The organism is Erythrobacter sp. S227, from assembly GCF_057364925.1.
This window is the reverse complement of sequence record NZ_CP200280.1, coordinates 1357871-1371047: the sequence shown is the minus strand read 5'-3', so window position 1 is coordinate 1371047 and position 13177 is coordinate 1357871. Positions and strand designations below refer to the sequence as shown.

The following is a 13177-nucleotide window of genomic DNA, read 5'->3' as shown; positions in this document are numbered from 1 at the left end:
GGATGCCGTTGCAGCTAGATATCGATCTTGAAGACTGGCCAGAAGGGGGCTGGCCCCCTGAAAAATGGGAGGCTTTGGCGGAGCGTTGCGCGGGCGCTCTTGCGACGGTCACGCCCGAGCTTGCGAACGAGCGCCTCCACACCAGCGTGCTGTTCACCTCTGACGCAGAAGTCCACACGCTCAACCGCGAATGGCGAGAACGCGACAAGCCGACCAATGTGCTGAGCTTTCCGATGCTGACGCGCGAAGAGCTGTTGGAGATCGCAGCAGACGGACCGCCGGTGATGCTGGGCGATATTGCGCTTGCCCATGAAACGTGTGCGCGCGAGGCGGCGGAGAAAGGCATTGCTCTGGACCATCACGCCGCGCACCTCATCATCCACGGTTTGCTGCATCTTGCCGGCTTTGATCACGTTCACAGCGACGAAGAGGCCGAGGCGATGGAGCAATTGGAGATAACGGCTCTTGCCAAAATGGGGATCGCGGACCCATATGGGGATAGACCTCAAAACGAGGGCACATCGGAAGGGCCCAAGGAGCAAAATGCCCGATAACAGCAGTAGCACCCCCGCAGGAGACGCGGAGAGTAGCAGCGGAATATGGACTGCCCTTAAAAAGGTGGTTGGCGCCGGTGAGGCAAACCGTTCTCTGCGCAAAACGCTCGAAGAGAAAATCGACGAGCACGAAGGCGAGAACGCCGACAACTCCGACGAGACCGGCAACAGCAATGGTGACAATGGCGACCTCTCGCCGGTTGAACGGCAAATGCTGCGCAACCTTTTGCACTTTTCAGAACACGACGCCGATGATGTCGCGGTCCCTCGCGGAGAGATCGTTGCGGTCGATGCGGCGCTGAGCTGGGACGAGCTGGTCGCTGCCTTTGGCGAGCATGGCCACTCGCGCATGCCGGTGTACCGCCACACTCTGGATGAGGTGATCGGGATGATCCACATCAAGGACGTGTTCGCCTATCTTGCAAAAGGTAAAGCGCCGCCCAGTGACTGGACCGTTCTGATGCGGCAACCGCTCTACGTGCCGCAAACGCGCGGCGCGCTCGATGTGCTTGCCGATATGCGCCTTCGCCGTGTGCATCTGGCGGTTGTGGTGGACGAGTTTTCCGGGACCGATGGGCTGATCACTATTGAAGACCTTGTCGAAGAGATCGTCGGCGAGATCGAGGATGAGCACGATGAATTGCCCGAGGAGCTGATTGTGCCCATTGGTGAGGGCATGTGGGATTGCGACGCGCGCGCCGAGCTTGAGGACGTGGCGAGGACCGTTGATCCGCGCCTCGCCGAGGTCGAGGAAGCGGTGGATACGCTGGGCGGTCTTGCGTTCGTTATCGCCGAAGCGGTGCCATCGGTTGGATCTGTTCTGGAACACTCAAGCGGTTGGCGCATTGAGGTTACTGCAGGGGACGAAACCCACGTCAAGCGCCTGCGATTGCATGCACCCGAAGACAGGCCAGTCGAGAATGACTTGCAATAATGTCACCGGCCTTGATGTTTTTCACGCTTCTCTTCGCATTTTTGCATCCTTTCCGTAAGCTCAAGCGTAGCTCCCCTTAAAGGAGCTGAGTTTCATGCCGTCACGTCGTCTTCCCCCTCTAAGAGCGCTCGAAGCCTTTATGCGCACGGTTCGTTTGGGTTCTGCTCGTGCAGCCGCAGAGGAGATAGGTTTGAGCCCGTCCGCCCTGTCACGCCGGATCACAAATCTGGAAGAGTTTGTTGGCAAAAAGCTCTTCACAAGAGCGCGCCAATCGATGCAGCTCACCGACGAGGGTCAGGCGTTCTATGAGGCGGTGAACCCGCATATGGAAGCGCTCGCCCGCGCTGTTGAAAGCCAGTCGGACAATATCGCGCTGCTGCGGCTGCGTCTGGGAGTGCTCCCGATGTTTGGCAGTCAGCGCCTTTTCCCTCGTCTTGGCGAACTGCGCAAACGTCATCCGCTCCTGCACATCGACATCGATACCGCGCCCCATCTTGAGGACCGTGTGGGCGATACGCTGGATGCAGCGATCATCTTGTCGCGGGGGCCTGCTAGCGGGCTGCATGCGGTGCGATTGGATCACAACCTTGTCCATGCGATTTGTTCGCGTGCGACAGCTGGGATGATCGGTGACAACATGAACCAGGAGGTTCTGGCCAAGCAGACCTTCCTCATTCACAACGAATTGCCTGAAAGTTTTGTGGCCTGGAAAAAAGCCAACGATCTTGAGGACTTTGAGCCGGGCGCGATTGACCACTACGATTTAGGTGCACTGATGCTCGAAGCTGCTGCACAAGGGCTTGGGATTGCGATTATGCATGATGACCACCTGCGCCGTGCAGCCGACAATCGCCTGACGAATTTGCCAGGTCCCGAGGTTCACAGCCCTTACAGCTATTGGTTTGTATGCAAGCCAACGGCACTGGAATCGCGCCCCGTGCGCCTGTTCCATGACTGGTTGGTGCGAGCCGGCCTTTAACTTGGATGCGCCTTTAAGGCGTCTCTACCTCATGCACGGTTTTGCCTTCGCGCGCTGAATAGCGGATTGGAGGCACATCATGCGCAAAGTCACGCAGCGGCTTTCCCAGCGCTTCGCACAGCGCCTCTTCGATCCGGCGGCGGCCCTCAACGCTGATCGCCTTGCGGCCCTGATATTCGGCGGGGCTAAAGGGTTCGAGGAAGTGGATGTGGACGGGGAAGGTGCCACGGCGCGACAGGATACGCTTCGCATTGTTGAGGCCGTCCTCCTCGCCAATCCAACCGATCCATTCGGCAGCCGTTCCATAATCGATCAGAACAGGCTGAACCATGACGCCTGGGGGAGGCGGCTCCAGCACAGACAGCATGCTGGTTTTAAACGGCAGCAATGACTGACCATCGGTCGTCGTGCCTTCGGGAAAAACGGTCACGGCCCAATTGTCGGCGAGCGCTTCCTTCAAGGCGTTGATCTGATTGGCAACGCTCATGCGTGCTTCGCGCTTTACGAAAACGGTGCGGTTCATCTTGGCGAGCCAACCGACCAGCGGCGCGTTTGCAAGCTCCGCCTTTGCGACAAACGCTGTCCCGCAAGCGCCCGCCAAGCTCAAAATGTCGAGCCACGAAACATGGTTTGCCATGTAGAACACATCGCGTTTGAGGTGCGTGCCGTGAACATGGACCTTCGCGCCGGAAATGCGCGCAGTGAAACGCAGGAACCACATGGGAAACGGCGAGCCATAGGCAAATATGCGGTAGAGATAGTGCAGCGGCACGAAAAGTAAGATCAGTGCTGCCATCAAAGAGGCTCTGGTGATGATCCTCAGCCAACCGCGGATCGAGATTGGCGTTGTCTCTCCGCGCGCAGCAGCCACTCGCAAATCCCACGCACGGTCAGTGTTGTTGGCTTGGGCGCGCGCATCCGGTGAAGGGGCAGCGGTCTTGTCCTGGCTCATTGCAAGTGGCTTCAATCGTCGCGCGACAGGCGCACGCCGTAGAGTTCCATCCGGTGATCAACGAGGCGATAGCCAAGCTTCTCCGCGATCTGTTTTTGCAAGGCCTCAATCTCGGGGTCGACAAATTCGACGACGTTGCCGGTTTCGACATCAATCAGGTGATCGTGATGCGCTTCGGGAACAGGCTCGTATCGCGAACGTCCGTCGCCAAAGTCATGGCGGTCAAGGATGCCTGCTTCTTCGAAAAGTCTGACAGTGCGGTACACGGTCGCAATCGAAATCTTGTTGTCGATCGCAGATGCTCGCTCGTGCAGCAGCTCAACGTCCGGGTGGTCTTCGCTTTCCGAAAGGACGCGCGCAATAACGCGCCGTTGTTCGGTGATGCGCAAACCTTTTTCTGCACACAATTGTTCAAGATCGATTTTCTGGCTCACGCCATTTCATCCTTGGTAACGAGGGGCCGGACGCTTCCAGCCTTGGTCATCGTCATCCTTACCGATGGTTGCCCGAATTCTCAAGTTGCGTGCGCTGGTGTTCCTGTCGATAGCTTGGCGGGGTAAGCTGCAAAAGAAAAAGGGCATCGCCTGCACCAAATCGGCAGGCAACGCCCCATATGCGACCCGGTTTTGTGTTTTAAGCAGCCTTGCGGCGGCCTCGCGATGCGCCTGGCTTGCGGCCAAGGCCAATTTTCTTGGCAAGATCGCGGCGTTTTTCAGCGTAGTTTGGTGCTACCATCGGATAGTCGGACGGCAGGTTCCAGCGCTGACGATATTCCTCTGGAGTCATATCGTAATTGGTGCGCAGATAACGCTTGAGCATCTTGAGTTTTTTACCGTCTTCCAAGCATACAATGTAGTCAGGCTTGATCGATGCTCTGATGGAAACAGCCGGTTCAGGGCGAACTTCAACCGCTTCAGGCTCTTCGCCCAAAACTGAAAGTGCACCATAAACATTGGTAATCAGCCCCGGTACAGCGTCGACATCCACGCTGTTGTTGCTGAGATGGGCTGCTACAATATCGCTCGTGAGCGTTATCAACGTCTCTTTCATCTCTATCTCTAAGTTCTGCATGAGTTCCTCGATTTTTTTGGTTCGGATTTTTCCGATTTTTTTCGCATGGCTGACAAGAGGGTTCTTGACAAGTATGCATGTCGTTAATCTGCCAAAAAACGAGGCACATGTCCAATAATTGGATACATTTAGTGTCTAGATCGCGCGCCCAAAAGTAATTGCATCGACCCGTTCGCCATTGGCTAGGCGATAGTAATTGGGGCGTTCCCCGATTGGTTTAAATCCAACTTTCTCATAGAGATGGATAGCTGGATTGCCGCGCCGCATTTCTAGGAAAATGCGGGTTGTACCTCGGGATCGGGCTTGCGCAAAAAGGGTCCGGATCAGACCTTCTCCTAGTCCGCGTTGGCGAAAATCGGGCGAAACTGCGATCAGCAACAGCTCTTCTTCATCGGCCGCCTGGCGTGTGAGGACGAAACCGGCAGCCGATGCGGAGCTTTCAATTGGCGAATCGTCGCCAATGATTTCACCGTGTCCATCAATGACAACACCCCGCGTGCTGGGCATGGCCAATGCATCGGTGATCTGACGAATGTTCCACGCTTCGCCGTAGGCGGGGTCAAAAGCCACCTCCATAACCGCCATAATCCGCGCGATATGATGTTTGGACGGGATCACGGCTTGGGCGCCTGGGTGTTTTGCGGCTTCGCATCCGGGGCGCGGCCATAAATCGGCGAGAGATTGTCGTTCAGGCGCGTTTCGTGGAGGAGATGGGCCGCACGTGCATCCGGCAAAAGCTCCAAAGCCATGTGATTGCCATTAAGGAGATCGGCAAATTGCTTTGCGCGGTTCCCAACGATCATGTCTTTCGCGCCGGCTTGGGCGGCAGCTTCTGGCGTGAGCGAGCGGACGGGGCCATCGGGGCGGTCATTGGTGAAGTCCTGCACGAACCATTCGCCATGTCCGCCATTCATGCAGACCGTGACAGGGCGCGGAGTGGGTTGCCATGACCGAACTGCCACAAGCGCCAAAGTCGGGTAGCCGAGCACCGGCACGCCCCATGCCACACCAAGTGCACGGGCAGCGGCAATGCCGATGCGCACGCCGGTAAAGCTGCCCGGGCCAAGCGATGTGAGAATGCGGTCCGCACGTCCCTTTTCAGGGAGTGACTCGATCATCGGGATAAGGCGTTCGGCGTGACCCCGGCCAAGTTCGCGGTGCTCACTGGCAATGCAGCGCCCTTCGTCGAACAAAGCGACAGAGCAGGCCTCGCTGGCCGTTTCAATGACAAGGGTGCGCCCCGCAAATTGCATGACAGCGCCCTGCCTCAGGCAAGCATTATTCGCAAGTCGTCCAGAGGTTTGGGGCGCAAATTACGCAGCGCGCACTTCGGTTACTTCGGGGACGTAGTGCTTGAGAAGGCTCTCGATGCCTTGTTTCAACGTCATCGTGCTGGACGGACAGCCCGCGCACGCGCCCTGCAATGTAAGATAGACGACGCCTTCTGAAAAACCCCGGTAGGCGATATCGCCGCCGTCGCTTGCAACCGCGGGACGGACGCGGGTTTCGAGAAGTTCATGGATCGAAGAGATGATTTCGGCATCTTCTTCGCGGTCTTCGACCATCAATCCCAATTCTTCGCCGGGGACGGAAATGCCATCGGCGCTTCCACCCACAAACAGCGGCGCTTCCGAAACGAAATGGTCGAGCAGGATCGTCACCACTTCTGGCTTCAACGCGCTCCATTCAGAGCCGGGCGCGGCCGTCACGGTCACAAAGTCATAGCCGAAAAAGACATTCACCACCTCACCAGTGTTGAAGATCGCCTCTGCAAGCGGGCTGGCTTCTGCTGCCTCGGGCGAGGCAAATTCGCGCGTCCCTGCGGGCATGACGGTGCGGCCGGGCAGGAATTTGAGGCTCGAAGGGTTCGGGGTGGTTTCTGTCTCGATAAACATAACCGTCTAAATAGGTGCGATGCGCTGCCGCGGCAAGATGGTGCGTGGGCTATATGAGATTTCGCGAGCGCATTTTAGGGCACCATTCACTGGTCCTTCATGGCTTGCGTCCCTATAGTTGCATCTATGAACGTTTTGATCCGGGCAAGCGCTGCCCTTTCCATCGCCGCAACCGCCTTTGCTGTGAGTGCACCTCTTGCCTCGCAGGAACTTATTTCACCGCTTGGGCCGGTCTATGATGTCCCCGCTCCCGAAGCGGTTCAGGGCGAGGACGAGACCCCGTGGCTTTACGAGGACAGCAATGTCCCCGTCGACCGCGAATGGGTCTTTGGCGAGATGGAGAACGGCCTTCGCTATGCGGTGCGTCGCAACGGTGTTCCGCCCAATCAGGTGTCGATCAGGGTGCGAATAGACGCAGGGTCTTTGCATGAAACCGACGATGAGCAGGGCTATGCTCACCTTCTGGAGCACCTCTTGTTTCGGGAGAGCAAGTATCTGGGTCAGGCAGAGGCGATTGCGGCATGGCAACGTCTTGGCGCGACCTTTGGCGCGGATGCCAATGCCGAGACCAGCCCGACGCATACGGCCTACAAGCTCGACATTCCCGATATCGGTCCGGAGAAATTGAACGAGAGCTTCAAGCTCCTTTCCGGCATGGTCCGCGAACCGGTCTTGAGCGACGAGAATGTCGCCGCCGAACTGCCTATCGTCCTTGCTGAAAAGCGCGAGCGGGGCGGGGCAGCTTTGCGCGTCAGCAATTTGACCAGGCGTACATTCTTTGCAGGACAGCGGCTTTCGGTTCGCAATCCGATCGGGATCGATGAAACGCTGATCGGGGCCAACGGCTCGAAGGTTAAGGCGTTCTATGACCGCTGGTATCGCCCTGAAAAGACGGTGATTGTGGTTTCTGGCGATGCTGATCCGATGGTGCTCGCAGGGCTGGTCGAGAAATGGTTCGGTGATTGGGAAGGCAATGGCGAGCCCGGTGTGGCTCCCGATTTTGGTGACCCCGTTGCCCCCGAAGGCGCGCCGGTCATCAGCGGCACCGATCTGCCAATCGGCGATCTTGGTGTGGCGGTTGAACCTGATCTTCCGCGCAATCTTACCTATGCAATTATGCGTCCATGGCGCAAAGTTCAGGACACCATCGTATACAATGAAGGCCTGCTGCTGGATGCGCTGGCCCAATCCATCATTAACCGCCGGTTGGAAGCGCGTGCGCGGGCCGGGGGGTCGTACCTATATGCGCAGGTCAATCAGGACGATGTTTCGCGTTCAACCGATGCGACCTTCGTGACATTCGCGCCGCTTAGTGACGATTGGGAAGCGGCATTGGCAGATGTGCGCGGTGTGATTGCCGATGCCATTGCTACCCCGCCAACCCAGGAAGAGATTGACCGCGAGGCCGCTGAGTTCGAAGTCGCTTTCGTCAATTCGGTCGAACAAGAAAGCGTGCAAGCAGGGCGCAATCTCGCCGACAACATCGTCAATGCCGTTGATATCCGCGAAACCGTCGCAAGCCCGAAAGTCGTCCTTGATGTCTTTCGCGGCATGAAGAACCGGCGCACCCCGGAAGAGGTTCACGCCCGCACCATTGCTCTGTTTGAAGGCGATGTGGTGCGCTCAGTCTATGTGACGCCATCCATCGGCGAAGCGGATCAGGCAAAGCTTCAATTGGCGCTCGCCCGCGAAGTTACTGTCGATACTTCCGCACGTCTTGCAGCGGAGAGCATCTCGTTTGATGAGCTCCCCGCGATTGGCAAACCGGGCACAATTGTCGAGGAAGGCCCGCTGGGAATTCTCGACGTGCAAAAGGTCAAATTTGCCAATGGCGTCAACGCGATCCTTTGGGCCAATGATGCAGAGCCCGGACGCGTAACCGTCAGGGTTCGCTTTGGCGCAGGCTACCGTGCCTTTGACGAGGAGAGCGCCGTTTATGCAGCGCTGGGTCAGTCCGCTCTGGTCGGTTCGGGTATTGGCGAGCTTGGTCAGAACGAACTGGACCGGATCGCCACGGGACGAAAGCTTGGCTTTGACTTTGGTGTCGATGATGCGGTCTTCACCTTCACCGCGCAAACCAGATCAAGCGATGTCGAGGATCAGCTTTATCTCTTCGCTGCCAAGCTGGGCATGCCGCGCTGGGATGCGGATCCTGTTATCCGCGCAAAAGCTGCATCAGAGCTTGCCTACAACACCTATTCCACAGGCCCTGCTTCCGTATTGAACCGTGATCTGGAATTCCTTTCCACCGGCAAAGACCCGCGCTTTTCAACGCCGACCCCGGAAATGCTTGAACGCGTAACGCCAGAGGGTTTTCGCGAAGTGTGGGAGCCGCTGCTTTCGCAAGGGCCGATTGAGGTGCTGGTCTTTGGCGAATTTGATCAGGCCGCAATCGTAGAGAAGCTTCGCACAACCTTTGGCGCATTGCCCGAGCGAGAGCCCATTTCGCCCGAGGTCGCGGCGCGGGTTCCCTCGTTTCCTGTGGCTGATACATCGCCTGCTGTTCTCAATCACCGCGGTGATCCGGATCAGGCGGCAGCTGCAATCGTGTGGCCAAGCGGCGCGGGCATGACCCGCATTCGCGAAAGTCGCCAGCTTGAAATTCTGGTACAGCTTTTCAGCAACCGCCTGCTTGAGGCGATGCGTGAACGGGTGGGGGCAAGCTATGCTCCGCAAGCCTTCTCCGATTGGCCGTCCGATATCGAAGCGGGCGGAAAGATCGTGGCGCTCGCTCAGTTGAAGCCCGAGTTTGTGCCGGTCTTCTTTGCCGAGGCACAGAAGATTGCAAACGACCTTGCGACAACGCCTGCGAGCCTTGATGAGATCAACCGGGTGACCGAACCATTGGGACAACGCGTCCGGCGCGCCTCAACCGGCAACCAGTTCTGGCTCTATAATCTGGAAGGGGCGAGCAACGATCCCCAGCGCATCGAGCTTTTGCGCTCGCTGCTCGTAGATTATTCGCAGACAACACCAGAGATCATGCAATTTCTGGCCAACCGCTATTTCAATGGCACTGAACCACTGAAATTGGCGGTGATCCCGGAAGGGCAGGAATTGGCAGAAGTGCCTGAAGGACAAGGCCTTCCTGTGGCGGCTGCGCCTGCTGCGAGGCCCGCGCCTGCGGTTAATGCCATTCAGGGACGCTGAGGCACAATCGAGTGCTTCGATCAGTGAATCCTTGAAATAAAGGTGTCGCGCAGCTCCAACTGGCTTTACATATAGAACGCACGCGCTTAGGCGCGCGCCCGCACTTGATTGTATAACGACCAAATAGTCTCAGAAGAAACGAGTTAAAACGTGGCCCAAAATTGGCAACCAGAAAGCTGGAAAGAGTTCGAAGCAAAGCACTTACCTCATTATGAGGACGCAGCCGAATTGGCTGATGCAGAGGCAACGCTCGCGGCCTATCCACCGCTGGTCTTTGCCGGCGAAGCGCGCGCTTTGAAGGCGGAATTGGCGCAGGTCGCCAATGGCAGTGCATTCCTGCTTCAAGGCGGCGATTGTGCAGAGAGTTTCGCCGAGTTCCACCCGAACAACATCCGCGATACCTTCCGCGTGCTGTTGCAGATGGCGGTTGTCATGACCTTTGGCAGCAAGCGCCCCGTGGTCAAAGTGGGCCGTATGGCGGGGCAATTTGCCAAGCCGCGCTCCTCTGCGACCGAAACAATCGGTGATATGACCCTGCCAAGTTACTTCGGTGACAACATCAACGGCATCGAATTTGATCCAGCTGAGCGTCGCAATGATCCGGGCCGCATGGTCCGCGCCTATTCGCAGGCCGCTTCAACGCTGAACCTGCTGCGCGCCTTTGCAGGTGGCGGCTATGCAAACCTTCGCCAGGTGCACCAATGGACGCTCGATTTCATGGGCCGCACGCCTTGGACAGAAAAGTTCGCCGAGACCGCTGATCGTATCGGCGAGGCGCTCGACTTTATGGAAGCGTGCGGGATTGACCCTGCGACCGTGCCGCAATTGCAGGGCACCAGCTTCTACACCAGCCACGAAGGGCTATTGCTCCCTTACGAGCAAGCAATGACACGTCAGGATTCGCTGACGGGTGAATGGTATGCGACGTCTGCACACATGCTTTGGATCGGCGACCGCACCCGCTTCCCGGGCAGCGCGCATGTCGAATTCGCGCGCGGCATTCAAAACCCGCTGGGCATGAAATGCGGTCCCTCGCTTGAACCGGATGCGCTTTTGCAATTGCTTGATGAGCTTAATCCCTCGCGCGAAGCGGGACGTATCACGCTGATCGCGCGCTATGGTCATGACAAAGTGCTCGAAGGCCTGCCCAAGCTGGTGCGCGCTGTGAAAGCGGAAGGGCACCCTGTTGTGTGGTCATGCGACCCGATGCACGGCAATGTGATCAAGTCGGAAAGCGGTTATAAGACGCGTCCGTTCGATCGCATTCTTTCTGAAGTGAAGGGCTTCTTCGACGTCCACCGCGCCGAAGGCACGCATCCGGGCGGCATCCATATCGAGATGACCGGTCAGGACGTGACCGAATGCGTTGGCGGCGCTGTTGCGATCACTGATGAACGCCTTGGCGACCGCTATCACACACACTGCGACCCGCGCCTCAATGCCGAACAATCGGTGGAACTGGCCTTTGCATTGGCAGAGATGCTGAACGCCGAAGTCAACGACCAACGCGCGGTGGATGCGGCTTAATCAAGCGGCTGGCTAAGTAGTCGCCCTAGGGCGGCGTATGGTGCAAGCTGGGCTATGACCCAGGGGTCATGTGTGCCTGCGCGATTATGTCCTTTTTGCCTCTTGCTGCCTTCGTCGGGACCGACGGCGAGGCGGGCTTCGCTGAGCCAGAGGCGGGGCAGACAAGCGCCGATATACTCCGGACGTTTCTTGGCAATGATACGCTTCTGTGGGGCTGTATGGCGATGGCGCTGATCGCTCTTTTCACTGTGGCCAAAGTCGCATCTCGTCGGCGCAAGGCAGGCAAAGCCAGTCGAATGGCCCGCGCACAGGCCGATGCGGTGCACGGCTTCCTGAACACGGTGAGGGAAGGGTACAGCACCGCCAGACAAGGTATGTGGCATTATGATTTTGCGACCGGCGCGCAGCAATATTCCGACAATATGCGGGCGCTGATCTGCGATGGTGGACAGGAGCTCCCAGCGGACAAGCAGATCGAGACGGTTTTGGCACAAGCAGGCATCAACCTTGCAAAGCTGGCCCGCAAACATTTCGATCAGACGCAACCTTATGAGGCGGCATTCACGCTTGAGGATGAGGGCGCTCCGCCACGCCAGATGATACTTCGGGCCTGCAATTTTCAGGGAGGCAGCGGCGCGGTGCAGCGCGCTATCGCGATCATCAGCGAAGTCCCTGATCCGCTCCAAGACCCCGTCGACCGCGAATGCCCCGAGGCCAGTAAATGATTGTCATGCGAGCGAGACATTTTGTTGCGTAATTGGGTATGACTTTGCCGGCAAGCTCGCATATGGTTGGGGCAGGACCACCCAATGGGAAATCGAAGCTTGCCCGATCTCATGCCGTCAACGGCCCAATCAACGGCGCAAAGCCAAGCCGGGCAATCGCTTGCCGAAAGCTTCGCTGCGACGCGGGCGCTGATGGAAAATCTGGTCGAGCCATTGTCGGATGCGGATGCGACGATCCAGTCGATGGAGGATGCAAGTCCGGCAAAATGGCACCTCGCGCACACAACGTGGTTCTGGGAAACATTCCTGCTGCGCGAATATGGGGGCGAACACGCGGGCGATTATCAACTCTACGATGAGGATTGGCCCTTCCTCTTCAACTCTTACTACGAGGCAGAAGGCGCGCGTATCTCCCGCTTTGCAAGAGGGATGTTGTCGCGGCCGACCTTGGATGAAGTGCTTGAATGGCGCGCCCACGTTAACGCGGCAATGGCGCCTCTCTTGGATGATCCAAGGCACGCTGACCTGATCGCGTTGGGCATTGCGCATGAGCAGCAGCATATCGAATTGCTTCTGACCGACATTAAGCACGCATTGTTCCAAAACCCGCTCGGCCCGGCGATGTGGGATGAGAACCCCGAATGCGGGTCGATTGCCGAGCCGATGAACTGGCATGAGCACCCCGGCGGGATTGCCTTGATTGGCGAAGATGGGAGCGGTTTTGCTTTCGACAACGAAAGCCCGCGTCACCGTGTCCTGCTCGAACCGTTTGCGCTTGCCGACAGACTTGTGACGAATGGCGAGTGGCAGGATTTTATTGCGGACGGCGGATATGAAACGCCTGCCTTGTGGCTCTCCGATGGCCTTGCCTGGGTGCGCGAGAATGCGATTTCAGCGCCGCTCTATTGGCGCGGGGAAGAACATTATACTCATGCCGGTTGGCAAACCCGTGACCCGGCCGCGCCCGTCACACATATCTCATATTTCGAGGCAGACGCCTTTGCCACATGGGCGGCCGCGCGGCTTCCGACAGAATTTGAATGGGAAGCGATTGCAAGGGGGCAGAATGGCGAAGATGCGCCCACAGCCCATGATGCATGCATCGGCAATCAATTGGACAGCGCCGCTCCGGTTCTGCCAGTGGGAGGGACAGATCTGTTCGGCGATTGCTGGCAATTCACCCGCTCTGCATATCTGCCATATCCCGGCTTCAAGCCTGCCGCGGGGGCAGTCGGTGAGTACAATGGCAAATTTATGAGCGGTCAGTGCGTCCTCAAAGGGGCAAGCTGCGCGACAGTTCGCGGCCATTCGCGCGCTTCTTACCGCAATTTCTTCTACCCGCATCAGCGCTGGCAATTCACCGGGCTGAGGCTTGCAAAGGACCTTTGAA

General features: G+C 57.9%; 13 protein-coding genes. 7 read left to right on the top strand and 6 right to left on the bottom strand.

Annotation, left to right across the window (positions count from 1 at the left end; all coding sequences use genetic code 11):
• Positions 1-8 precede the first annotated feature (8 nt).
• The 3 genes from ybeY to AC0V6Q_RS06630 all read left to right on the top strand — a co-directional run bounded on the left by ybeY (position 9) and on the right by AC0V6Q_RS06630 (position 2467).
• Complete coding sequence (gene ybeY / locus AC0V6Q_RS06640; protein ID WP_486169268.1) at positions 9-554, top strand: rRNA maturation RNase YbeY; 546 nt, start codon at positions 9-11, stop codon at positions 552-554.
• A complete protein-coding gene (locus tag AC0V6Q_RS06635) occupies positions 544-1488 on the top strand; it encodes a hemolysin family protein (protein ID WP_486167608.1) in 945 nt (314 codons plus the stop codon). The genes ybeY and AC0V6Q_RS06635 overlap by 11 nt, the downstream gene beginning before the upstream one ends.
• A 94-nt stretch (positions 1489-1582) precedes the next feature.
• Complete coding sequence (locus tag AC0V6Q_RS06630; protein ID WP_486167607.1) at positions 1583-2467, top strand: LysR family transcriptional regulator; 885 nt, start codon at positions 1583-1585, stop codon at positions 2465-2467.
• Positions 2468-2480: 13 nt separating this feature from the next.
• Here the strand turns inward: AC0V6Q_RS06630 and AC0V6Q_RS06625 are convergent, their stop codons facing one another.
• The 6 genes from AC0V6Q_RS06625 to AC0V6Q_RS06600 all read right to left on the bottom strand — a co-directional run bounded on the left by AC0V6Q_RS06625 (position 2481) and on the right by AC0V6Q_RS06600 (position 6385).
• A complete protein-coding gene (locus AC0V6Q_RS06625; RefSeq protein ID WP_486167606.1) occupies positions 2481-3419 on the bottom strand; it encodes a lysophospholipid acyltransferase family protein in 939 nt (312 codons plus the stop codon).
• Positions 3420-3430: 11 nt separating this feature from the next.
• Positions 3431-3853, bottom strand: coding sequence for a Fur family transcriptional regulator (locus AC0V6Q_RS06620; RefSeq protein WP_486167605.1), 423 nt, complete (start codon positions 3851-3853; stop codon positions 3431-3433).
• A 199-nt stretch (positions 3854-4052) separates the two neighbouring features.
• Positions 4053-4469 carry a Ros/MucR family transcriptional regulator gene (locus AC0V6Q_RS06615; protein WP_486167604.1) on the bottom strand — a complete coding sequence of 139 codons (417 nt, stop codon included), beginning with the start codon at positions 4467-4469 and terminating at the stop codon, positions 4053-4055.
• A 156-nt stretch (positions 4470-4625) separates the two neighbouring features.
• Positions 4626-5108: a GNAT family N-acetyltransferase gene (locus AC0V6Q_RS06610; protein WP_486167603.1), complete on the bottom strand. Its 483-nt coding sequence runs from the start codon at positions 5106-5108 to the stop codon at positions 4626-4628.
• Entirely contained in the window at positions 5105-5743 is a 639-nt protein-coding gene (tsaB, locus tag AC0V6Q_RS06605) for a tRNA (adenosine(37)-N6)-threonylcarbamoyltransferase complex dimerization subunit type 1 TsaB (RefSeq protein ID WP_486167602.1), read from the bottom strand. Before tsaB ends, AC0V6Q_RS06610 begins: the two co-directional genes overlap by 4 nt.
• Positions 5744-5803: 60 nt before the next feature.
• The gene (locus AC0V6Q_RS06600) at positions 5804-6385 is read right to left on the bottom strand and encodes a NifU family protein (protein ID WP_486167601.1); all 582 of its coding nucleotides are present in this window, start codon (positions 6383-6385) and stop codon (positions 5804-5806) included.
• A gap of 126 nt (positions 6386-6511) precedes the next feature.
• Here AC0V6Q_RS06600 and AC0V6Q_RS06595 point away from each other — a divergent pair, with 126 nt between their 5' ends.
• From AC0V6Q_RS06595 to egtB, 4 genes are all read left to right on the top strand, one after another.
• Complete coding sequence (locus tag AC0V6Q_RS06595; protein ID WP_486167600.1) at positions 6512-9535, top strand: M16 family metallopeptidase; 3024 nt, start codon at positions 6512-6514, stop codon at positions 9533-9535.
• A 150-nt stretch (positions 9536-9685) separates the two neighbouring features.
• A complete protein-coding gene (locus AC0V6Q_RS06590; protein WP_486167599.1) occupies positions 9686-11062 on the top strand; it encodes a class II 3-deoxy-7-phosphoheptulonate synthase in 1377 nt (458 codons plus the stop codon).
• Positions 11063-11148: 86 nt separating this feature from the next.
• Positions 11149-11787, top strand: coding sequence for a hypothetical protein (locus tag AC0V6Q_RS06585; protein WP_486167598.1), 639 nt, complete (start codon positions 11149-11151; stop codon positions 11785-11787).
• A 111-nt stretch (positions 11788-11898) separates the two neighbouring features.
• Positions 11899-13176 carry an ergothioneine biosynthesis protein EgtB gene (gene egtB, locus AC0V6Q_RS06580; protein ID WP_486169267.1) on the top strand — a complete coding sequence of 426 codons (1278 nt, stop codon included), beginning with the start codon at positions 11899-11901 and terminating at the stop codon, positions 13174-13176.
• Position 13177 lies beyond the last annotated feature (1 nt).

Bases quoted from the DNA above. Each gene is read 5' to 3' on its own strand.
- tsaB (WP_486167602.1), bottom strand. From the start codon at position 5,743: ATGCAATTTGCGGGGCGCACCCTTGTCATTGAAACGGCCAGCGAGGCC.
- AC0V6Q_RS06585 (WP_486167598.1), top strand. From the start codon at position 11,149: ATGTCCTTTTTGCCTCTTGCTGCCTTCGTCGGGACCGACGGCGAGGCG.
- AC0V6Q_RS06600 (WP_486167601.1), bottom strand. From the start codon at position 6,385: ATGTTTATCGAGACAGAAACCACCCCGAACCCTTCGAGCCTCAAATTC.
- AC0V6Q_RS06615 (WP_486167604.1), bottom strand. From the start codon at position 4,469: ATGAAAGAGACGTTGATAACGCTCACGAGCGATATTGTAGCAGCCCAT.
- AC0V6Q_RS06635 (WP_486167608.1), top strand. From the start codon at position 544: ATGCCCGATAACAGCAGTAGCACCCCCGCAGGAGACGCGGAGAGTAGC.
- AC0V6Q_RS06595 (WP_486167600.1), top strand. From the start codon at position 6,512: ATGAACGTTTTGATCCGGGCAAGCGCTGCCCTTTCCATCGCCGCAACC.
- egtB (WP_486169267.1), top strand. From the start codon at position 11,899: ATGCCGTCAACGGCCCAATCAACGGCGCAAAGCCAAGCCGGGCAATCG.
- AC0V6Q_RS06630 (WP_486167607.1), top strand. From the start codon at position 1,583: ATGCCGTCACGTCGTCTTCCCCCTCTAAGAGCGCTCGAAGCCTTTATG.
- AC0V6Q_RS06625 (WP_486167606.1), bottom strand. From the start codon at position 3,419: ATGAGCCAGGACAAGACCGCTGCCCCTTCACCGGATGCGCGCGCCCAA.